At 70.5% G+C, this 19,394-nt stretch carries 17 protein-coding genes; 9 read left to right on the top strand and 8 right to left on the bottom strand.

All coding sequences use genetic code 11. From position 1 onward, the window contains the following. Positions 1 to 5: 5 nt before the first annotated feature. Positions 6 to 692 carry a TVP38/TMEM64 family protein gene (locus ACH49X_RS18985; protein WP_195079035.1) on the bottom strand — a complete coding sequence of 229 codons (687 nt, stop codon included), beginning with the start codon at positions 690 to 692 and terminating at the stop codon, positions 6 to 8. Between the two features lie 180 nt (positions 693 to 872). On the opposite strand from ACH49X_RS18985, the gene ACH49X_RS18980 reads away from it, so the two are divergent. The 3 genes from ACH49X_RS18980 to meaB are packed head-to-tail and all read left to right on the top strand — an operon-like array spanning position 873 to position 6,048. After that, positions 873 to 2,729, top strand: coding sequence for a methylmalonyl-CoA mutase family protein (locus ACH49X_RS18980; RefSeq protein ID WP_357208778.1), 1,857 nt, complete (start codon positions 873 to 875; stop codon positions 2,727 to 2,729). Next, positions 2,729 to 5,008, top strand: a complete 2,280-nt coding sequence (scpA, locus tag ACH49X_RS18975) for a methylmalonyl-CoA mutase (RefSeq protein WP_195079037.1) — start codon at positions 2,729 to 2,731, stop codon at positions 5,006 to 5,008. Before ACH49X_RS18980 ends, scpA begins: the two co-directional genes overlap by 1 nt. Next, positions 5,005 to 6,048 (top strand): methylmalonyl Co-A mutase-associated GTPase MeaB, encoded by a 1,044-nt coding sequence (meaB, locus tag ACH49X_RS18970; protein ID WP_357103417.1) that lies wholly within the window; start codon positions 5,005 to 5,007, stop codon positions 6,046 to 6,048. Before scpA ends, meaB begins: the two co-directional genes overlap by 4 nt. 140 nt (positions 6,049 to 6,188) lie before the next feature. On the opposite strand, the gene ACH49X_RS18965 is transcribed toward meaB, so the two are convergent. The 3 genes from ACH49X_RS18965 to ACH49X_RS18955 all read right to left on the bottom strand — a co-directional run bounded on the left by ACH49X_RS18965 (position 6,189) and on the right by ACH49X_RS18955 (position 8,743). Next, positions 6,189 to 6,656 carry a tetratricopeptide repeat protein gene (locus ACH49X_RS18965; RefSeq protein ID WP_195079039.1) on the bottom strand — a complete coding sequence of 156 codons (468 nt, stop codon included), beginning with the start codon at positions 6,654 to 6,656 and terminating at the stop codon, positions 6,189 to 6,191. Positions 6,657 to 6,809: 153 nt separating this feature from the next. Continuing rightward, positions 6,810 to 7,694, bottom strand: a complete 885-nt coding sequence (locus ACH49X_RS18960; protein ID WP_195079040.1) for an amidohydrolase family protein — start codon at positions 7,692 to 7,694, stop codon at positions 6,810 to 6,812. After that, positions 7,691 to 8,743: a nucleoside hydrolase gene (locus tag ACH49X_RS18955; RefSeq protein ID WP_195079041.1), complete on the bottom strand. Its 1,053-nt coding sequence runs from the start codon at positions 8,741 to 8,743 to the stop codon at positions 7,691 to 7,693. Before ACH49X_RS18955 ends, ACH49X_RS18960 begins: the two co-directional genes overlap by 4 nt. A gap of 117 nt (positions 8,744 to 8,860) precedes the next feature. On the opposite strand from ACH49X_RS18955, the gene ACH49X_RS18950 reads away from it, so the two are divergent. Then, positions 8,861 to 9,436 (top strand): TetR/AcrR family transcriptional regulator, encoded by a 576-nt coding sequence (locus ACH49X_RS18950; RefSeq protein ID WP_195079042.1) that lies wholly within the window; start codon positions 8,861 to 8,863, stop codon positions 9,434 to 9,436. A gap of 46 nt (positions 9,437 to 9,482) precedes the next feature. Here ACH49X_RS18950 and ACH49X_RS18945 read toward each other — a convergent pair whose 3' ends face one another. Next, complete coding sequence (locus tag ACH49X_RS18945; protein WP_195079043.1) at positions 9,483 to 10,823, bottom strand: CoA transferase; 1,341 nt, start codon at positions 10,821 to 10,823, stop codon at positions 9,483 to 9,485. A 566-nt stretch (positions 10,824 to 11,389) separates the two neighbouring features. On the opposite strand from ACH49X_RS18945, the gene ACH49X_RS18940 reads away from it, so the two are divergent. Together ACH49X_RS18940 and ACH49X_RS18935 are read left to right on the top strand one after the other, a co-directional pair. Further along, entirely contained in the window at positions 11,390 to 11,932 is a 543-nt protein-coding gene (locus ACH49X_RS18940) for a hypothetical protein (protein ID WP_357208775.1), read from the top strand. A gap of 449 nt (positions 11,933 to 12,381) precedes the next feature. Then, a complete protein-coding gene (locus ACH49X_RS18935; protein ID WP_195079045.1) occupies positions 12,382 to 13,140 on the top strand; it encodes a thioesterase II family protein in 759 nt (252 codons plus the stop codon). A gap of 10 nt (positions 13,141 to 13,150) precedes the next feature. Here the strand turns inward: ACH49X_RS18935 and ACH49X_RS18930 are convergent, their stop codons facing one another. The 3 genes from ACH49X_RS18930 to ACH49X_RS18920 all read right to left on the bottom strand — a co-directional run bounded on the left by ACH49X_RS18930 (position 13,151) and on the right by ACH49X_RS18920 (position 16,045). Next, complete coding sequence (locus tag ACH49X_RS18930) at positions 13,151 to 13,537, bottom strand: DUF2784 domain-containing protein (RefSeq protein WP_195079046.1); 387 nt, start codon at positions 13,535 to 13,537, stop codon at positions 13,151 to 13,153. 46 nt (positions 13,538 to 13,583) lie between these two features. Next, positions 13,584 to 15,014, bottom strand: coding sequence for an SDR family NAD(P)-dependent oxidoreductase (locus ACH49X_RS18925; protein WP_357208773.1), 1,431 nt, complete (start codon positions 15,012 to 15,014; stop codon positions 13,584 to 13,586). A gap of 98 nt (positions 15,015 to 15,112) precedes the next feature. Continuing rightward, positions 15,113 to 16,045 (bottom strand): alpha/beta fold hydrolase, encoded by a 933-nt coding sequence (locus ACH49X_RS18920; RefSeq protein WP_195079048.1) that lies wholly within the window; start codon positions 16,043 to 16,045, stop codon positions 15,113 to 15,115. A 340-nt stretch (positions 16,046 to 16,385) separates the two neighbouring features. Here ACH49X_RS18920 and ACH49X_RS18915 point away from each other — a divergent pair, with 340 nt between their 5' ends. The 3 genes from ACH49X_RS18915 (at position 16,386) to ACH49X_RS18905 (ending at position 19,391) form a co-directional block, all read left to right on the top strand. After that, complete coding sequence (locus tag ACH49X_RS18915; RefSeq protein ID WP_195079049.1) at positions 16,386 to 17,531, top strand: acyl-CoA dehydrogenase family protein; 1,146 nt, start codon at positions 16,386 to 16,388, stop codon at positions 17,529 to 17,531. Further along, positions 17,515 to 18,177: a TetR/AcrR family transcriptional regulator gene (locus tag ACH49X_RS18910; protein WP_195079050.1), complete on the top strand. Its 663-nt coding sequence runs from the start codon at positions 17,515 to 17,517 to the stop codon at positions 18,175 to 18,177. The genes ACH49X_RS18915 and ACH49X_RS18910 overlap by 17 nt, the downstream gene beginning before the upstream one ends. A 461-nt stretch (positions 18,178 to 18,638) precedes the next feature. After that, on the top strand, positions 18,639 to 19,391 hold the full coding sequence (locus ACH49X_RS18905; protein ID WP_357103393.1) for a DUF4190 domain-containing protein: 753 nt from the start codon (positions 18,639 to 18,641) through the stop codon (positions 19,389 to 19,391). Positions 19,392 to 19,394: the final 3 nt, after the last annotated feature.

The following is a 19,394-nucleotide window of genomic DNA, read 5'->3' as shown; positions in this document are numbered from 1 at the left end:
CGGACCTAATCGGCAGCGGGGACGGGCGCGGCGGTGTCGACCGCGGCGGGGGCCTGCGGCTTCCAGCGCGCGTCGACGAGCAAGCCCACCAGCCCCACCGCGAGGCAGACGCCGGACAGCGCGAGCATCGCCGGATGGGTGCTTCCGGTGAGCGCGTCGCCGAGGATGACGGTGCCGATCGTGCCGGGCAGCACACCCAGCACCGTGGCGATCAGATACGGCCAGAAGCGGATCGAGGACAAGCCGCAGCAGTAGTTGATCACCGAGAACGGCACGGCCGCGATGAGCCGCAGCGAGCCGACCGCCAGCCACCCCCGCCGGGCGAGACGTTCATCGATCGCGCGCACCGCGGGATGGGTGAGCCGGGCCGCGACCTGATTGCGGTCGAGCGCGCGAATGAGCAGGATCGCCAGGGCCGCGCTGACGGTCGTCGCGCCCACCGCCAGCGCGATGCCCAGCAGCGGCCCGAACAGCAGTCCCGCGCTGACGGTGAACACGGTGCGCGGGATCGGCGCCACCGTCACCAGCGCGTGGACCAGGAAGAACAGCAACGGGAAGACCGGCCCGACGGACGTCGCCCAGTCCTGCACCTGACGCGGCGACGGCAGGGGGACCAGCAGCGCGGCGCCGAACAGCGCCACCGCGCCGGTGATCAGCGCGACGATACGCGGGTCACGGATCAGCCTCGTCACGGCCGACAGGTTACCGGTTGGTAGTGGCGGGCAGGGTCAACCGGCCGGGAACACTGCCGCTAGCATCAGTGGAAGCGGGACGAATGCCCGTTAACCGAAGTAGTCGCTGAGCTGGGCGAATGTGAGGGTTCGGGCGCGCACTGGCGGTGCGCCCGTGGTGAGGAAGAGGAACAGCAAGCTATGCCGATTGCTTCTGATGCCGGGGCCGACCCGGTGCCCGAATACGGCGCATGGCGCAAGGGCGTTGCCGGGGTGCTGGCGAAGGCTCGCCGTGTCGAGGTGAGCGAACTTCCCGAGGAGCCCGAGCGACTGCTCGACGAGACGACCTATGACGGGCTCACCGTCGCGCCGCTCTACACCCGGCGGGATGAACTGCCGGAGCTGCCCCTGCCGGGCGCCTTCCCCTTCGTCCGCGGCCGGGACGCCACCCGCGACGTGCACCGGGGCTGGTTCGTCAGCGCGCGGTTCGCCCAGCGCGACGCCGCGGCGGCCAACCGCGAGATCCTGGCCGGACTGGAGAACGGGATCAGCGCGATCTGGCTCGGCGCGGGCGAGCGCGGCGTGCCGGTGGCGGATCTGCCGACCGCGTTGCGCGGCCTGCTCTTCGAACTCGCCCCGCTGACGCTGGACGCGGGCGACGAGGTCGCCGCCGCGGCGGCGCGGGTGTTCACCGCGCTGGACGGCTACACCGCGCCCGCGCGCGAGGACATCCGGGTCTCGCTCGGCGCCGCGCCGCTGACCAGCCGCTTCGCCGGTCTCGCCGACATCGGTCTCGCCGAGGCCGCCACGCTGGCCGGACAAGCGGCCCGGCGCAAGGAAACGGTACGCGCGATCACCGTGGACGGCACCGTCTTCCACGACGCGGGCGCCTCCGACGCGCAGGAGCTCGGCGCGGCCGTCGCCGCGGGCCTGGCCTACCTGCGGTCGATGACGGAGAGCCTGGACATCGCCGACGCGCTGGGACAACTCGAGTTCCGGTTCGCGGCCACCGACGACCAGTTCGCCACCATCGCGAAGTTCCGCGCCGCCAGGCAACTCTGGGCGCGGGTCGCCCAGGTCTGCGGCGCACCGGATTTCGGCGGCGCACCGCAGCACGCGGTCACCTCGGCCGCCATGATGAGTCAGCGCGATCCGTGGGTGAACATGCTGCGCACCACCCTCGCCGCGTTCGGAGCCGGCATCGGCGGCGCCGACACGGTGACCGTGCTGCCGTTCGACGTCGCGTTGCCGCCCGGTGAGCTCGGCGTCTCGCAGGCGTTCGCCGACCGCATGGCCCGCAACACCCAGCTGCTGCTGCTCGAGGAATCGCACCTCGGCCACGTGGCCGACCCCGGCGCGGGATCCTGGTACGTCGAAGACCTCACCGCCGCGCTGGCGGCGAAGGCATGGGAGTTCCTCCAGGAGATCGAGGCGGCGGGCGGCTACCTCGCCGCGCTGGATTCCGTTCTGCTCGCCGAGCGCGTCGCCGAGACGAAGGCCGCGCGCGACACCGACGTCGCGCACCGCAAGACCGCTGTCACCGGTGTGAACGAGTTCCCGAATCTGGCCGAGCAGCCGCTGTCGGAGGCGGCGCGGCAGGCCGGCCGGGTCGCTCGCTACGGCGCGGCGTTCGAGCAGTTGCGCAACCGTTCCGACGCCTACCTCGCCGAACACGGCGCGCGGCCGAAAGCGCTGCTGGTGCCGCTCGGTTCGGTGGCCGAGCACAACGTGCGGGTCACCTTCATCGCGAATCTGCTGGCTTCGGGCGGCATCGAGTCGATCAATCCAGGGCCGCTCACGGTGGAGGCGATCGCCGCGGCGGCCACCGAAGCGGGAGCGCCGATCGCGGTGCTGTGCGGCTCGGACAAGCGCTACGAATCCGAAGCCGGTGCGGCGGTGGAGCAACTGCGTGCCGCCGGCGTGCCCACCGTGCTGCTGGCCGGTGCGGCGAAGGCCGTCGCAGGCCTGGACGACGCGCAGCGCCCGGACGGATTCCTCGCCGCGCGCATCGACGCCGTCGCCGCGCTGTCCGGCCTGCTGGAGAAGGTGGGAGCCTGATGACTACTCGTGAGATCAAGCACGTGATCGGCAGTTTCGCCGACGTGCCGCTGGCCGAGGGCGCACCGGAGCCCGCCGCGGTCGACGCCGCGCAGGTGACGGAGTACGTGCGCGCCGCCGCCGCGGCCAACCGGTACGCCCCCGAGCAACTGGTGTGGTCGACGCCCGAAGGCATCGACGTGCCGCCGGTGTTCACCAAGGCCGACCGGGACGCGATCGCGGCCGAGGGGTATCCGCTCGACAGCGTGCCCGGCGTCGCGCCGTTCGTGCGCGGGCCGTACCCCACCATGTACGTCAACCAGCCGTGGACCATCCGCCAGTACGCGGGTTTCTCCACCGCCGCGGACTCCAACGCCTTCTACCGGCGCAACCTGCAGGCGGGCCAGAAGGGTCTGTCGGTCGCGTTCGACCTGGCCACGCACCGCGGCTACGACTCCGATCATCCGCGGGTGCAAGGTGACGTCGGCATGGCGGGCGTCGCCATCGACTCGATCCTGGACATGCGCCAGCTGTTCGACCACATCCCGCTGGACCAGGTCAGCGTCTCGATGACGATGAACGGCGCGGTGCTGCCGATCCTCGCGCTGTACGTCGTGGCCGCCGAGGAGCAGGGCGTCGCGCCCGAGCAGCTGGCCGGAACCATTCAGAACGACATTCTGAAGGAGTTCATGGTCCGCAACACCTACATCTACCCGCCGAAGCCATCGATGCGGATCATCTCCGACATCTTCGCCTACACCAGCGCGAAGATGCCGAAGTTCAACTCGATCTCCATCTCCGGCTACCACATCCAAGAGGCCGGCGCGACCGCCGACCTGGAGCTGGCCTACACCCTCGCCGACGGCGTCGAGTACATCCGGGCGGGCATCGACGCGGGCATGGAGGTCGACAAGTTCGCGCCGCGGCTGTCGTTCTTCTGGGCCATCGGCATGAACTTCTTCATGGAGGTCGCGAAGCTGCGCGCCGGGCGCCTGCTGTGGAGCGAGCTGGTGGCGAAGTTCGACCCGAAGAACACGAAATCGCTGTCGCTGCGCACCCATTCGCAGACCTCCGGCTGGTCGCTCACCGCGCAGGACGCCTACAACAACGTCGCGCGCACCTGCATCGAGGCGATGGCCGCCACCCAGGGCCACACCCAGTCGCTGCACACCAACGCGCTCGACGAGGCGCTGGCGCTGCCCACGGACTTCTCCGCCCGCATCGCCCGCAACACCCAGCTGCTGATCCAGCAGGAGTCCAACACCACCCGCCCGATCGACCCGTGGGGCGGCTCGTACTACGTCGAGTGGCTGACCCACCAGCTGGCCAACCGCGCCCGCGCGCACATCGCGGAGGTCGAGGCGCACGGCGGCATGGCGCAGGCGATCGGCGAGGGCATCCCGAAGCTGCGCATCGAGGAAGCCGCCGCGCGTACCCAGGCGCGCATCGACACCGGCCAGCAGCCGGTGATCGGCGTCAACAAGTACCAGGTCGAAGAGGACCAGCAGGTCGAGGTCCTCAAGGTCGAGAACTCGCGGGTGCGCGCCGAGCAGATCGAGAAGCTGCGGCGCCTGCGCGCCGAGCGCGATCCCGACGCGGTGCGGCGGGCGCTGGCCGAATTGACCCGCGCCGCGGCCTCTTCCGAGGGCGGCATGGCCAACAACCTGCTCGCGCTGGCCATCGACGCCGCGCGGGCCAAGGCCACCGTCGGGGAGATCTCCGATGCGCTGGAGCAGGTGTACGGCCGCCACCAGGCCGAAATCCGTACGCTTTCCGGTGTGTACCGCGACGAGGCAGGGAAGGTCACCAACATCACCAAGGCGAGCGAGCTGGTCGAGGAATTCGCCGAGGCCGAGGGCCGCAGGCCGCGCATCCTCGTCGCGAAGATGGGACAGGACGGCCACGACCGAGGCCAGAAGGTGATCGCCACGGCCTTCGCCGACCTCGGCTTCGACGTCGACGTGGGCCCGCTGTTCCAGACCCCGGAAGAGGTGGCGCAGCAGGCGGCCGACAACGACGTGCACGTCGTCGGTGTGTCGTCGCTGGCGGCCGGCCACCTCACGCTGGTGCCCGCCCTGCGGCAGGCGCTGGCCGATGTCGGGCGCCCCGACATCATGGTCATCGTCGGCGGCGTCATCCCGCCCGGTGACTTCGACGAGCTCTACCAGGCGGGCGCGGCGGCGATCTTCCCGCCCGGCACGGTGATCGCGGACGCGGCGATCGACCTGCTGAAGAAGCTCGGCGCCGAACTCGGTCACGAACTCGGCAGCGGCGCCGCGGATTCCGCCGCGACGGAATGAGCGAAGCGGGTTCCCCGGCGCGCGACACCCCGACCGGGGCCGCGCGCCGGGCGATCGACGTCGACGCCCTCGCCGCCGCGGTCCGCGCCAACGAGCGGGCCGCCTTGGCGCGGGCGATCACCTTGGTGGAATCCACCAGGGCCGATCACCGGGCGCTGGCGCAGCAGCTGCTGCTGAAGGTTTCGCCCGAGGCGGGCGCGGGCGGCGCGCCGTCCAACCGCGTCGGCATCACCGGCGTTCCCGGCGTCGGCAAGTCGACCTTCATCGACGCGCTCGGCATGTACCTGATCGAGCGGGGGCACCGGGTCGCGGTGCTCGCGGTCGATCCGTCCTCGACCAGGACCGGCGGCTCCATCCTCGGTGACAAGACCAGGATGGCGCGGCTGTCGGTGCAGCGCGACGCCTACATCCGGCCTTCCCCGACGGCCGGCACGCTGGGCGGCGTCGCGAAGGCGACGCGCGAGACCATCGTGCTGCTCGAGGCGGCGGGTTACGACGTGATCCTGGTGGAGACCGTCGGGGTGGGCCAGTCGGAGGTCACCGTCGCGAACATGGTCGACGTGTTCTGCTTCCTGACTCTGGCCAGGACCGGCGACCAGCTGCAAGGCATCAAGAAGGGCGTGCTCGAACTCGCCGACCTGGTCGCGGTGAACAAGGCCGACGGCAAGCACGAGGTCGAGGCCAGATCCGCGGCCCGGGAACTGGCGGGCGCGCTGCGCCTGATCCACCCGCACGACGCGCTGTGGCGGCCTCCGGTGCTCACCATGAGCGGATTGGAAGGCATCGGCCTGGACCGGTTCTGGGACACGGTGCTGGAACATCGCCGCGTGCTCACCGACGCCGGGGAGTTCGACGAGAAGCGTCGCCGCCAGCAAGTGGACTGGACCTGGACCATGGTGCACGACCAGCTGCTGCGAAGGCTCGCGGACAACCCGCAGGTGAAAGCCATTCGCGCGCAAGTGGAAAAGCAGGTCCGCGACGGCACCCTCACCGCCGCGCTCGCGGCCGAGGAACTGCTGAACGCCTTCGACGGCCGCTGACCCGCCAGGACGCCGATCCGGCGCGCCGCGACGACGGTCAGCGGCCGGCAGGCCAGTAGCTGGACGACGACCAGGATCGACTTCGAATCACGCCGATATTCGAACACACATTCCCGCGGTCGTGGTGTTCGCCTCTGCGGTCATCCGATGCCGGCTCGGCGCAGCTGTTCGGCCACCTGCTCCAGTCCGTCCCTGATCAGCTGTCCGTACTCGTCGTCGCCGAGCGCGCCGATCGTCTCCCGCGCACGCTGGAGGTGCTCACGAGCACGATCGAGATCGCCCAACTTGCGATAGCACTCACTCAGATTGAGGTGAAGCGAGGGACGCAGGCCGGCCACCGGAAGCGACACCCCCGCTTGTGCGACCCGCGCATCGGTGATGAGGTCGGCGGCCGCCAGCGCTCGCTGGTCCCAGATCAGCTCCTCGTGCACGTCGTCTTGCACGTCGGCCATCGCGTGCGCGAGCGTGCAACGCTGCAGGGGGTCCCCTTCCTCGCCGCCGATCTCGTCCCAGATCTCGGCGAACTGGCGACGAGCGGCCTCCCGCTCGCCGCTGTGGCTGAGCTGCACGGCCTGACCGATCCGGATGAGCGTCGGATCCGTGATCATTCGAGGCTTCCTTCCCTGCACCATCTTGCGACAGCGGCCGTATCGCAGCTTTGCGGCCGAATAGCGTTGGCCTCCAAGTAAATACGGTCAACCTAGCAGCGATGATCCGATTTCGGCTACCCAGGTGTGGCAACCCGAGCCGGTCGAAACCGGCTATGCGAGGCCGAACAGCGCCGCCCCGTTGTGGTGACAGACCCGCCGCAACCAGTCGTCACCCAGATCGAGCCGTTCGAGCGCCTCGATCGAATGACCATAGGAATGCGGGATGTTGGGGAAGTCGCTACCGAACAGGATGCGGTCGGCGAAGGCGCGCAGCCTGGCGCGCTCGTGCACCGGGAACGGGGCATCGGCCTCGGAGAAATCGGTCCACACCATCGTGGTGTCCAGCCGCACGTCGGCGTACGTCTCGGCCAGATCGAGGAATTCGGAGTACTCCGGCGTGCCCATGTGCGCGACGATCAGGCGCAGGCGCGGAAAACGCCGCAGCACGCCGGCGATCGGTTCCGGCCCGGTGTGCGTTCCCGGTGCGGGGCCGGAACCGCAATGGATGACGATCGGGACGCGCGCGTCCTCCAGCAGGCCCCACACCGGGTCCAGCAGCGGATCGCCCGGATGGTAGCCGCCGACTTGGACGTGTGCTTTGAAGACGCGGGCGCCGCGCTCGACGGCCTCCCGTACGTAGCTCGCCGCCCGCGGTTCGGGAAAGAACGTGGCGGTGTGCAGGCAATCGGGGGTGCGCGCCGCGAAATCGGCGGTCCATTCGTTCAACCACGCGGCCATGTCCGGCTTGTGGGGATACACGAGAGCGGTGAACGCGCGAACCCCGAAGTCCCGCAGCGTCTTCAAGCGAACCTGCTCGTCGGCGCGATAGGTGATCGGCCAGGTGCGGCCGATCAGCGGGCCCGCCGAGTCGAAGTACGCCCACACCTTCCGCAGGACCTGGTCCGGCATGAAATGCGTATGGACATCGATGATCCCGGGCAGCCCGAGCCGGTCGCGGAATCCGGACAGGTACGTCGTCTCGTCGGCGTCGCTCATCGGACCTCCTGCGTCGCGGGCGGATGCACCGTGCACGCGAGGTCGCCGACCCGCGCGATCAGTCGCTCGAAGAACAGCTCCTGGTCGGTGCCGATCACGATCTCGGCGTTGGGCTCCCGGCCCCACATGCCCGTCCAGTCGGCGACCGTGGTCGCGCGAGTGATGGTGCCCGCCAGTTCGACGTCCACCGTCGCCGGGCGGGTGCGGGCCAGCGCCGGGTCCAGCGCCACCGCGGCCGCGAACGGATCGTGCATATGGGCCACGTAGCCCAAGTCGTAGCCGTGGTGGAAGTCGAAGTAGAACCGCACGGCATCGGTGACGTACCGGACGATCGGATTGCTCGCCGATGAACGGGCCTCGGGCGGATCGGCAGGGGAGACGACCTCCACCGGGTAGCTCTTCGCGCGTTCGGCGAGGCGGACCAGATGCTCGGGCCGCATCTCGATGGTCTCGGTGATGTCGAGCGCGCACACGATCGGCCGACGCTGGGCGGGGGCCGCGGCGAAGGCGTCGAAGACCTCCTTGGCGGCCTCCGGGTCGACGTGCACGTTCCACTCGTTGGTCGGTGTCGTGTTGCCCGGGTGGTTGAACGCGCCGCCCATGATCACCAGGCGGTTCAGCAACAGCGGCAGCTCGGGTTCGATCCGCAAGGCGAGCGCGAGGTTGGTCAGCGGCCCGGTGCACAGGCCGACGATCTCGCCGGGATGCGCGCGCACCAGATCCGCCCACATCCGCGCGGCCGATCGCGGCGAAAGGCGGCGAGGCGACGGGGGAAGTTCGGCGTAGCCGATGCCCTGGGGTCCGTGCGTGTCCTCGGTGGTGCGCAGCGGGATCGCGAGCGGTTCGGCCGCGCCGAGCGCGACCTCGATGTCCGGCGCGTGACAGACGTCCAGCCAGGCCAGATTGTTCGCCGCCACCTGCGCCGCCGCGACGTTGCCCGCGGTGGCGGCGATCCCGGTGATCTCGGCCTCGGGGGAGCCGAGCAGGTACAGCAGCGCGAGCGAGTCGTCGATGCCGGTGTCGACGTCCAGGAGGATCTTCTGCCGCACGGCACGAGACTAGCGAGCGGGGGCGCCGGTGTGACGCCGAGGTGCCGATAGCTCGGTGATCGCAGGTGATAGGACATACGTCTAGTACGTATGTCTAAGACGTTGTAGCCTCGGTACATGGGAAATCGCGAGGATCTGCTGGCGGGAGCACGGAAAGTCATCATCGAGCGGGGCGTCGCCAAGGCGACCGCCCGCGACATCGCCTCGGCGGCCGGGGTGAGCCTGGCGGCGATCGGCTACCACTTCGGCTCCAAGGACCAGTTGATCACCGAGGCGCTGACCGACTCGCTCGGCACCGCGATCGGTGACAGCATGGAGCGGAAGATTCGCGAGGGCGGCGGCGCCGCGCCGCTGGCGGCGTTCGCCGCGCTGTGGAACGGCATGCCCGCGGTGTTCGCCGAGAACCACGACAGCATGCTGGCGAGCATGGAGAACCTGGTCCGCGTCGCCCGCTCGCCGCAGTTGCAGAAGTTCTTCGCGCAGAGCCTGCCGGGGGCCTACCGGGACATCGCGGACGCGCTCAGGCAGGCGCACCCGCGGCTGAGCGAGGACCAGGCCGAGGCGATCGCCGAGCTGTATTTCGTGCTCGTCCAAGGGCTCGGCGTGCTGCGGACCATCGCGCCGGAAGCGAACCTCCCGGACGGCGACCGCCTGGCACAGGCGGTCGCCGCACTGACCGGGGGCGAGGGCTAGCGGCCCGTTCGACGACGGAATCCCCGCGGCGCCCCGGCCGGACGGCTCAGTGCGCGGGCAGTGGCCAGGCCGGACGGTCCCCGCCGTAGGCGGGCGCGGGCCAGGCGTAGTCGGAGTATTCGGCGAGCACGGGCGGCGCGGTGAGGACCTGCCCGTGCCGTACCCCCAGCGCCGCGTTCGGCTGCGCGGCCCCGGGGTGACGCGGTGTGCGGTCCGGCGCGCCGAGCAGCCAGGACGCGGTGCGGGCCAGGGCCACGCGCACGTCCCGCCCGGCACCGTCCTGGCTACGGGCGACCAAGGCGTCGATCACACCGGCGGCGAGCAGATAACCCGACGCGTGGTCGAGCGCCTGCGCGGGCAGCGCGCCGGGTACGGAGGGCGCGCCCTCCAGGATCGAGATGCCGGACGCGGCCTGCACGATGCTGTCGAAGCCACGCCGCTCACCCCACGGACCGGATTCACCCCACGCGGACACCCGCCCGTGGATCAACCCGGCGCGGGCGGCTGCCCGTACCCCGGCGCGTTCCAGCGCGCCCGGCCGGTATCCGGTGATCAGCACATCGGCGGCGGCGATCAGGTCATCGATGCCGTCGGTGCGCAGATCGACCAATGTCGAGCGCTTGCCCTGACAGGTGTCGGCGAACTGCCAGGGGATCTCCGGCATCTGCGGCGGGTCGATCCGCAACACCTCCGCGCCGAGCAAGGCCAGCGCCCGCGTGGCGACCGGGCCCGCGATCACCCTGGTCAGATCGAGCACACGCAATCCACGCAGCGGCTGCAACGGTGTCGCGCCCGCGGGTAGCCCGGCCTCCCCGCGGTCGGCGCGCGGGTCGATCGCGACCAACGGGCCCGCCGCCGCTGCCTGTCCCTCCGGGCTCGCGGTCCACTCCTGCTCGGTGCGGACCCGGACGGCGATCGCGCCCTGCGCGGCGGCCAGGTTCTCCAGGTCGGAAGCCCGGATCATGGCCATCTGGGCGACGGCCAGGTCGACGGGTGCCGAGTCGGGCAGGCCGAGCGCGGCGAACAGCCGAGCCCGGTGATGGGGATAGTTGGCGTGCGTGCGGACCCATCCGTCGAAGGTCGGGAAGAAGCCGGAGAGCTCGGCGAACGGTGTCGGCACGCGGTCGCCGATGCGCAACAGCCGCTCGCTGGAGAAGGCCGCGGTGATGCGCTCCGGATCGATGCGATGCGCCACGTGCTCCAGACCGCGTGCGGCGCGCATGCGGTTGGCCGCGGCGGTGAGCGCCGCGACCGAACCGGCGGCGAGCGCCCACACCGGCAATGTCGCGGCGAGATTGCTACCCGGATCCGGCGCGGGGGAGATGCGCGAGGCGGTGACACCGATACCGGCCTCGTAGTCCTGGACGAGCCGTGCGTGCGTGTTCACTCGCTTCAGCCTAGTTGCCGTCGCGGCGAACTCGGGCGCCGTGGTCACCGCGACCACGGCCGGTGTGGACCTCGGTCGCCGTGCCGCGGCGTCGTTCTGTGGCGTCACCTGCGGTGATTCGTGTCGGAGCCCAGCGGGCCTCGCGCGCGGGCGCGAGGCGACTCGATCCGGCGGTGCGGTCGCCGCCAGGATGGCGCGCTCGTCCGGGTCTGGCCCGCCGGGTCGCTCGGACGGCGACCACCGATTCGCCCATGAACGCCGCCGAGGTAGCGGGTGGAATGCTGACGAGCGCGGGCGTCCGCGCGGATGCTTCCTGGTTCCCCGCGCTGGACCGGAATTCGACACTGATCGTGCGAAACAGTCTGTGCGAGCGCTTTTCTCGCCAGTGAGGATAGTGGCGGGCGCGGAACCGGAGGCTTCGGCCAAGATGTCCCCATGCTGCACCGCAGCACCTGGCGCGGTGACGCCGCGCCGATCCGACGACTCGCCCGTCACGTGCGGGCAGAGGGGCAGAACACGGCCGGTCGTGCCGCATCGCGGCGCGGCGGCCGTAGGTGAGGTCGACGATGACGAACGTCTACGCCGGAAGCGCGGAATACACGGTCCCGGCGATCAGGAAGAAGCCGGGTTCTGCCGCGCGGGAGCGGGTTCCGGTCTTCGGTATCGACCTGCGGCCGCGCGCGGCTCTGCTGCCCGACCGGGTTCGCACCGCGCCCATCACCCTCGACTACGAGCTGATGGCCGTGCAGGACGCGCAGAACGCCGGATACCTCCGGGAGATCCAGGACCTCGCCGCCGAGCGCGCGGCGCTCGGGACCGCCGGTCACGACCAGGCGACGCGATTGCGCGTGCGGCAGCTCGAGGCGGCGCTCGCCGCGGCGGCGACGGACGCGATCGCGGCGGGAGTCGCCGCGGACGACGTCGATCGCGCGCGGGAGTACGGCCGCGCCGGCGCCTACTGGGCCGACCACCCCGCGCACCGCTACCTCGGCCGGATCGCGCAGCTGACCGACGAAATAGATTCTCGCTCAGCGGAATTGGCCGACTGTCGGCAGCGGATCATCGAACTCGAACAGCGGCTCTCCCAAACCAGCCCCGGCGAACCCTGAGCCGTTCGGCACGCCTGGCGCCGTAGCAGCCTCCGCGAACAGTGCCCGCGTCGGTACAGAGATCCGCTGGCCTTCGTGCCTGAGCGGCCTCGGCGGCACGGATCATGCCGCGGATCCCATCGAGCCGGATGCCGCAGCGCCGCCAGTGCGGTTGTGTGCTCGGCCCGATCGGCCCCGGCGGGCATGCGCCGATCGATCCGCCGCCAGCGCCTTCGTCGCGGCGGTCGTCCTGACCGGTGACGCGGACGCGTTCCCCCCCCCGACCGAACCCGGGGATCACGACTTCGGCACCGCTGGGTCGGATTGTGATCGCGGCGCGCCGATCGCGGTCATACCCGGCCGCGGTGACCTCGGGTTCGTGGCGGCTTCGACCCGGTCCGGCAGCCGGGGCGACTACCGTGGTCTGGTCCGGCCGCGCGGCGGGACCGGCGACCGAAGGGAGATCGAACGTGGCAGGCGGCGACACCGGCTCGGAGTGGTTGCGGACCCTGCGCTCCGCCGCGAACGCGCGGCATCACCTGCTGTGCTTCCCGCCGGGCGGGGGCTCGGCCACGGCATACCGGGATCTGGCCCAGCGGTTCGGTGCCGGCGTCGAGGTCTCCGCGGTCCAGTACCCCGGGCGGCAGGACCGGTTGGGTGACAACCTGATCACCGACCTGATCACGCTGGCGGATCGGATCGCCCATGCGGTGCTCGCGCAGGACCGCAAGGAGCCGCTGTCGTTGTTCGGGCACAGCATGGGCGCGACCGTGGCCTTCGAGACCGCGCGCGAACTGGAGCGCGCCGGCCGGCCGGTGCACCACCTGTTCGTATCCGGCCGCCCCGCACCTGCATTCGAGGAGACGAAGCGGCTGCACCTGGCCTCCGACGACGCCCTCATCGACGACCTGGTGCTGCTGGCCTCCGATCCGGCTCCGCTGGAGATGCTGCGCGCCGAGCCGGGCCTCGCCGAACTCGTGCTGCCCGCCGTGCGCGCGGATTACCAGGCGGTCGAGACCTATCGCTATCAGCCGGGAGAGCCGCTGCGCGCCGATATCGCGGCGCTGGTCAGCACCGAGGACCCGACGATGCGGCCCGAACAGGCCGACGAATGGCGAGCGCACACCAGCGGCGGATTCGACCGCGCGACGTTCCCCGGCGGGCATTTCTATCTGGACGAGCACGGGGCGCAGGTGGCCGAATTCGTGGGCCGTCACCTCGGCGCCTGAGCACCCGTGGTCAGCGCGGTGCGTGCGCACCGGCCGGGGCGGCCCGTCGGCGCAGCGCCGAGACGTAGCCGAGCCAGGACGCCACCACCAGCGCCGCTACCGTCGCCCGCACCAGTCCGAGGGCGCTCTCGGGGTAGATCACGCCGGTGAGATAGTGGTCGATGAACCCGCTCGACGGCAGCCGCTGCTCCCCGGCGCGCTCGCGGGCCCAGTTCTCCAGATGCGTGAGGGGACAGTCGAAGCCGAACACGATCGTGCTGAAGCCCCAGCAGACCGCGAGCAGGTGCAGCCAGATCGTGCGCCCGAAGCGCCACGCGAGGAATCCGCCGACCACCACGTAGGCCACGAAAGCGAAATGCGTGACGGCGGTGGCGTCGGCCAACAGCCGGTACAGCACGCCTCCAGCGTAGCCTTCCCCGGCGCGGCGGAGCCCGTCTCGGCGGCTACCACGGGGAGGGCTGGTAGTCCTTGAGGAAGCAGCCGAACAGATCGGTGCCGTTCTCACCCTGCACGATGGGGTCGTAGACCCGCGCCGCACCGTCGACCAGGTCCAGCGGCGCGTGGAAACCCTCCTCGGCGAGGCGGAGCTTGGTGTAGTGCGGGCGCTCGTCGGTGATCCAGCCGGTGTCGACCGCGGTCATCAGGATGCCGTCCTGCTCGAACATCTCCCTGGCGCTGGTGCGGGTCAGCATGTTCAGCGCCGCCTTGGCCATATTGGTGTGCGGGTGTCCAGGGCCCTTGTACGCGCGGGAGAACTGCCCTTCCATGGCGGAGACGTTCACGACGTACTTCCGGCGCGCCGCGGCGGCGGCCATCGCCGGGCGCAGACGGGAGACCAGGATGAACGGCGCGACCGAATTGCACAGCTGCACTTCCAGCAGTTCGGTCGGATCCACTTCCGCGACGGTCTGCACCCAGCTGTTGGTGTGCGCGAGGTCGGGCACCAGGCCGCCCGCGTCGATCGCCACGCCGCGCGCGATCCGATCCGGCGTCGCCGACCCGGCGACCAAGGCCAGTTCGGCGACGTCGGCGGCGGTCAGCGCCGGGGTGAGCGAGGCGGTCAGCGCGGTGGGGTGCGCCTGCATGGTCTTGCCGAAGCTGACCACTTCCGGCAGCGCGCCCGCGGGCAGCGGTCCCGATTCGGCCTCGACCAGGGCGCTGTAGGCGCCGGGGGAGCGGCGCACCGTCTGCGCGGCGTTGTTGATCAGGATGTCCAGCGGGCCCTGGGCGGCGACGTCGTCGGCCAAGGCGACCACCTGGGCCGGATCGCGCAGATCGATGCCGACGATGCGCAACCGGTGCAACCAGTCGGCGCTGTCGTCCATCGCGGCGAAACGGCGGATGGCGTCGTTGGGGAAGCGAGTGGTGATGGTGGTGTGCGCGCCGTCGCGCAGCAATCGCAGCGCGATGTACATCCCGATCTTGGCGCGGCCGCCGGTGAGCAGGGCCCGCCGCCCGGTCAGATCGGTGCGGGCGTCGCGTTTGGCGTGGCTGCGCGCCGCGCACTCCGGGCACAGCTGGTGGTAGAAGGCGTCGACCCGGGTGTAGCGCTGCTTGCAGATGTAGCAGGGGCGCGGGCGGATCAAGGTGCCAGCGCTGGCTCCGTTCGTGCTCGAACTGATCGGGATGCCCGCCGTCTCGTCGTCGATCCGGTTCGGTGAGCCGGTCGCGGTCGCGGCGACCACCGCGCGATCGGCCGCCGACACCGCCGCGCGCGCATCGGAGCGGCGCCGCTGCTTGAGCTTTTTGAACATGTGCCCGACCGCTCGCTGCACCGCCACCGAGTCGGGGTGATCCTTCTCCAGCGCTCCGGCCTGCTCCAGGACCCGAAGACAGGTCGCGAGGTCCTCGGGATCAATCATGCTCTCGGCCATCGGGGGTGCGGACATCCTTCATCGAGCTGGGCAGACGACCGGCCCATTGTCGCAAACCCGCCCACCCGGTCAGCCACGCCCCGGCCGGTAGGCCCCGCTCAGTTGCTGCGCGGGGTGATCGCCGCGCGGTCGGCGCGCAGATCGTCGACGAAGTTGGCGATCGCCTCCGCGACCAGCAAGGGCTCGGTGATCGGCAGCCAGTGATCCGCCGGGACGGCGCGGCGCCACAGCTTGTCGACCCAGCGCGCGGAGGCGTCGTAGACGGCCGCAGGGACGAACGGATCGGTGGTGTCGACCAGCAGCTGAACCGGCACCGCGGTCCGCCGTACCCGCGGCGTGCCCAGGTGATGCAGCAGATTCGCCTGCGCGATGCGCGCGCCGGCGAGCAGATCGCCGCGCCAGGTGGGCGCGATCCGCGCGGGCAGCGGCGCGACTGCGCCGAGCCTGTCCACGAGCAGGGCGCGCACCCGGGGCGGGGTGAGCCTGCGGGCCATCGGACCGGGCCTCAGCGCCCAGCGCGCGCCGTGCAACCACCAGCCCGGGTCGCGGAGTTCGCGGGCCGCGTGGGGCGCCAGCGCGCGCAGCCACAGGCCGAGATGATCGAGATTCGGGCCCGCGATGGCGGTGAAGGAGGCGATGCGGGTCTTGGCCCGCTCGTCGCAGACCGCTTCCCACAGTTGCACCGCGCCCCAGCCGTGGCCGCACGCGTGCACCGGCCGGTGCGGGCTGGCGGCGTCGATCACCGCGAAGAAGTCCTCGGCCAGCGTGCCGAGGCGATACTGCGCCAGTGCTGCCGGAACGGCCGATTCGCCGTGGCCGCGCACGTCGTAGGTGATGACCCGGAAGCCGTCGGTCAGCAGGGCGGCGACCGTCGACCACACGCGATGGGTATCGGTCAGTCCGTGCACCAGCACCAAGGGCTCCCCGGCGGCATCACCCCATTCGAAGACGGCGAGTTCGGCCCCGTCGCGGTCGACCGTCCAGGCGCGGTCCGGCCGGGGCGTTTCGGTGGTGTCGAGCAGTTCGGTCATGTCCTTACCTCATTCGCTGCCGGCTACCGATCCGATGACACGTCGCCGTCGTGCCCAACGTCAGTAATTCCGATACGGACACTACGAAGGATTGACCCATGGAGGGAAAGGTGAAACGCCCGAATATGGCGCAGCTCACCACCGGTGACGCGGCACGGGCGGCGGTCTTCCCGGCCGGCCGTCGCACCGCCCGCCTCCGCTTCCGGCCGGGCCTGGTCAACCGGAGGGGCGAACGGCGGCGGCGACCGCGCACGCCACTTGTTGACAACTCGCCAATAGTTCGGGAATCTGGGGCGGAAACCGGCACGGGGCCGGACCGGAGCTAGCAAAGGATCGAGCGATGGCGCGCGCGGCGTGGAGTGACGACGAGGTCGAGGCGGTACGAGACCTGGCGAAGACCTTCTTCGAGAAGGAGGTCGTGCCCCATGAGGAGAAATTCGTCGCCCAGGGGCACCCTGATCGCGCGCTGTACAACCGGGCGGGTGAACTCGGCCTGCTGTGTCCGGCGATTCCCGCCGAATACGGTGGCGGCGGCGGCACCTTCGCGCACGAGGCCGCGATCATCGAGGAGCAGGCGCGCGCCGGGGACGGATCGATGGGCATCCCCGTGCACAGCTCGATCATCGCGCCGTACCTGTACGAGTTCGGCTCCGAAGAGCTCAAGCGGCGGGTGCTGCCCAAGGCCGCCAGCGGCGAGATCGTGCTGTCCATCGGCATGACCGAGCCGGGCACCGGATCGGACCTGCAGAACATCAAGACCCGCGCGGTACGCGAGGGCGACGAGTACGTCATCACCGGCTCGAAGATCTTCATCACCAACGGCTGGCTCTGCGACGGCATCATCATCGCCGCCAAGACCGACCCGGCCAAGGGAGCGGCCGGTGTCTCGCTGATCTTCGCCGAAGTCGGCGACGACACCCCCGGCTTCAAGCGCGGGCGCATCCTCAACAAGATCGGCGGCAAGGCCCAGGACACCGCCGAGTTGTTCTTCGACGGCCTGCGGGTGCCCGCGTCCAACCTGCTCGGCGCCGCCGAGGGCCAGGGCTTCTACCAGATGATGCAGATGCTCGCGCAGGAACGCCTGGTCACGGCGATCATCGCGGTCGCCATGATGGAGAAGGCGGTGCAGCTCACCGTCGACTACACCAAGGGCCGCGAAGCGTTCGGCAAACCGCTGTTCGCGATGCAGAACACCAAGTTCGAACTCGCCGAGTGCGCGACCATCGCCAAGGTCTCGCGCACCTTCCTCGACGACTGCATCGGCAAACACCTGCGCGGCGAACTCGATATTCCCAGCGCTGCCATGTCGAAGTACTGGCTGACCGATCAGCTCGGTATCGTGGTTGACCGCTGCCTGCAACTGTTCGGCGGCTACGGCTACATGACGGAGTATCCGATTTCCCAGCTCTACACCGGCGCCCGCGTCCTGCGCATCCTCGCGGGCAGCAACGAGGTGATGAAGGATCTCATTGCCCGGTCTCTCTGACACCAGGAGCGCGGCCGCGGACGGTGGCGCCGACCCGGCGCTACCGCGCCGCCGCAGGCTCGAACCCGACGAGCGGCGCGCGCAGATCCTCGCCTGTGCGATCGAGATGTTCGGCGAGCGCCCCTACGCGGCCGTCTCCACCGCCGAGCTGGCGCAGCGCGCCGGTGTGGCGCGCGGTCTGATCAACCACTATTTCGGCAACAAGCGCGATCTCTACCTCGCGGTGGTGCGGCGCATGGTGACGTTGCCCAAGCTCGACACCATGGTGGTGCCCACCGGCAGCTGGCGGGAGCGGGTCGACGCCAGTGTGCGCTGGCTGCTGGACACCATCGCCGAGCACGGCAGCACCTGGGTGAAGGTGACCAGCCACGAGGGCGTCGGCGACGATCCCGAAGTGCAGCAGATCCTCGACGCCGCCGACGACGCGGCGGCCGAGCGTCTGCTGCTGATGGTCGGCCTCGCCGATTCCGCGCACGACGCCGAACTGCGCGCGATGGTGCGCGCCTACGGCGGGCTGGTCAAGGTCGCGGGCCGGGAATGGATCACCCGCGGCACGCTCACCCGCGCGCAGGTGCACGAACTGCTGTGCGACATGTTGCTGACGCTGGTCACCGAATCGCTGCCCAAGGTCGACCGCAGGCAGTGAGCTCGCGCCGTCGGTGGCGAATCGGGCGCAGGGCGCGGTACGAGGTGATGTCCGGCGAACCGGGGCCGTCGCCGGTGATTCGCGGCGCCGCGCTCACCTGTCCCGGCGACGCAGAACCTTGGGGAGCCCTACTCGGCGCGGGAGGGACCGGCGTTTGTCTTCGAGCAAATCTTCGGCCCCAACGCGCCACCGCGGAGTAGCCCGCCCGGTCGACGTCGTCTTATCCGCCACGAATCTTCCTCGGAAGGCTGCGGTCAGGACGGTGGCCTGTCGACCAGCATGGTCCCCGGCTAATACATTCGCGCGAGTTGCGGCACCATGGTTATCACGGCCCGATCACAAGAATTGGACACTTCGAATCAACTTTTCGCCGTGCGCGCCCTATTCTGTGTCGGTATATCGGGGCGGGTCCGGGCAGTCCGAGGTTCCTGCGCGGTGTGTTGGTGTGGAGAGGGACCTGAATGACACGGGCAGAACGGCGTGATACTGATCGCTGGCCGCAGGCGCAGCCTGCGGATCGCTGGTCGGAGCCCGAGCCCGACGGCGGCTGGGACGACGAGGACGAGCGCTGGCCCGAGCAGCCGCCGAGCCGCCGCAGGACCGGGCGACTACGGGTGGAGATCCCGCCGATCGTCAATCCGTACGCGATCGTCGCGCTGGTGGCGGCGCTGCTGGGACTGTTCCCGGTCGCCATCGTGTTCGGCTTCATCGCCTTCAGCCATCCGCGCGGCCGGGTCATGGCGATGTTCGCGTTGCTGCTCGGCGTCGCCGAGATCACCGCGGTGGCCGGGTTCGTGCTGCTCAGCGGCAACTGGCTGCCGGACGTGATGAACCGCCGAGCCGTGGTCGCGCCGACGCCTGTCGCGTCGATTCCCACGACCGTCGAGCGGCCGGTGGCGACGACGACGGCGGCAGCCCCGAGCCCTGCCGTGACCACTCCCGCGACGCCCCAGGGACCGGTCACGAAAGGTTCGTCGTGCACCGAGGCGCAGCTGGGTCAGATCGGCAGCGCCGCCGACGGCGGCACCATGATCTGTCTCAGCACCTCCGGGGGCTACCAGTGGGCGGGCCCGCACGTCGTCGCGACCGCCGTGCAGCAGGCGGGTTCGAAGTGCGACGCCTCGGGCGCGAAGACCGGGCGCACCGCCGACGGCCGAGCCCTGGTGTGCGAGGTGAGCGGCCGCAGCGGCACCTGGGTGCTGTGGACCGAGTAACGC

It is taken from the genome of Nocardia sp. NPDC019323, from assembly GCF_044389845.1.
GTDB lineage: Bacteria > Actinomycetota > Actinomycetes > Mycobacteriales > Mycobacteriaceae > Nocardia > Nocardia implantans.
This window is presented reverse-complemented; position numbering and strand designations above follow the sequence as displayed.

What these genes read in the sequence shown, in the direction of transcription:
- ACH49X_RS18980 (WP_357208778.1), top strand. Translation starts at nt 873, where the DNA reads ATGCCGATTGCTTCTGATGCCGGGGCCGACCCGGTGCCCGAATACGGC.
- scpA (WP_195079037.1), top strand. Translation starts at nt 2,729, where the DNA reads ATGACTACTCGTGAGATCAAGCACGTGATCGGCAGTTTCGCCGACGTG.
- meaB (WP_357103417.1), top strand. Translation starts at nt 5,005, where the DNA reads ATGAGCGAAGCGGGTTCCCCGGCGCGCGACACCCCGACCGGGGCCGCG.
- ACH49X_RS18965 (WP_195079039.1), bottom strand. Translation starts at nt 6,656, where the DNA reads ATGATCACGGATCCGACGCTCATCCGGATCGGTCAGGCCGTGCAGCTC.
- ACH49X_RS18960 (WP_195079040.1), bottom strand. Translation starts at nt 7,694, where the DNA reads ATGAGCGACGCCGACGAGACGACGTACCTGTCCGGATTCCGCGACCGG.
- ACH49X_RS18950 (WP_195079042.1), top strand. Translation starts at nt 8,861, where the DNA reads ATGGGAAATCGCGAGGATCTGCTGGCGGGAGCACGGAAAGTCATCATC.
- ACH49X_RS18940 (WP_357208775.1), top strand. Translation starts at nt 11,390, where the DNA reads ATGACGAACGTCTACGCCGGAAGCGCGGAATACACGGTCCCGGCGATC.
- ACH49X_RS18925 (WP_357208773.1), bottom strand. Translation starts at nt 15,014, where the DNA reads ATGGCCGAGAGCATGATTGATCCCGAGGACCTCGCGACCTGTCTTCGG.
- ACH49X_RS18920 (WP_195079048.1), bottom strand. Translation starts at nt 16,045, where the DNA reads ATGACCGAACTGCTCGACACCACCGAAACGCCCCGGCCGGACCGCGCC.
- ACH49X_RS18915 (WP_195079049.1), top strand. Translation starts at nt 16,386, where the DNA reads ATGGCGCGCGCGGCGTGGAGTGACGACGAGGTCGAGGCGGTACGAGAC.
- ACH49X_RS18905 (WP_357103393.1), top strand. Translation starts at nt 18,639, where the DNA reads ATGACACGGGCAGAACGGCGTGATACTGATCGCTGGCCGCAGGCGCAG.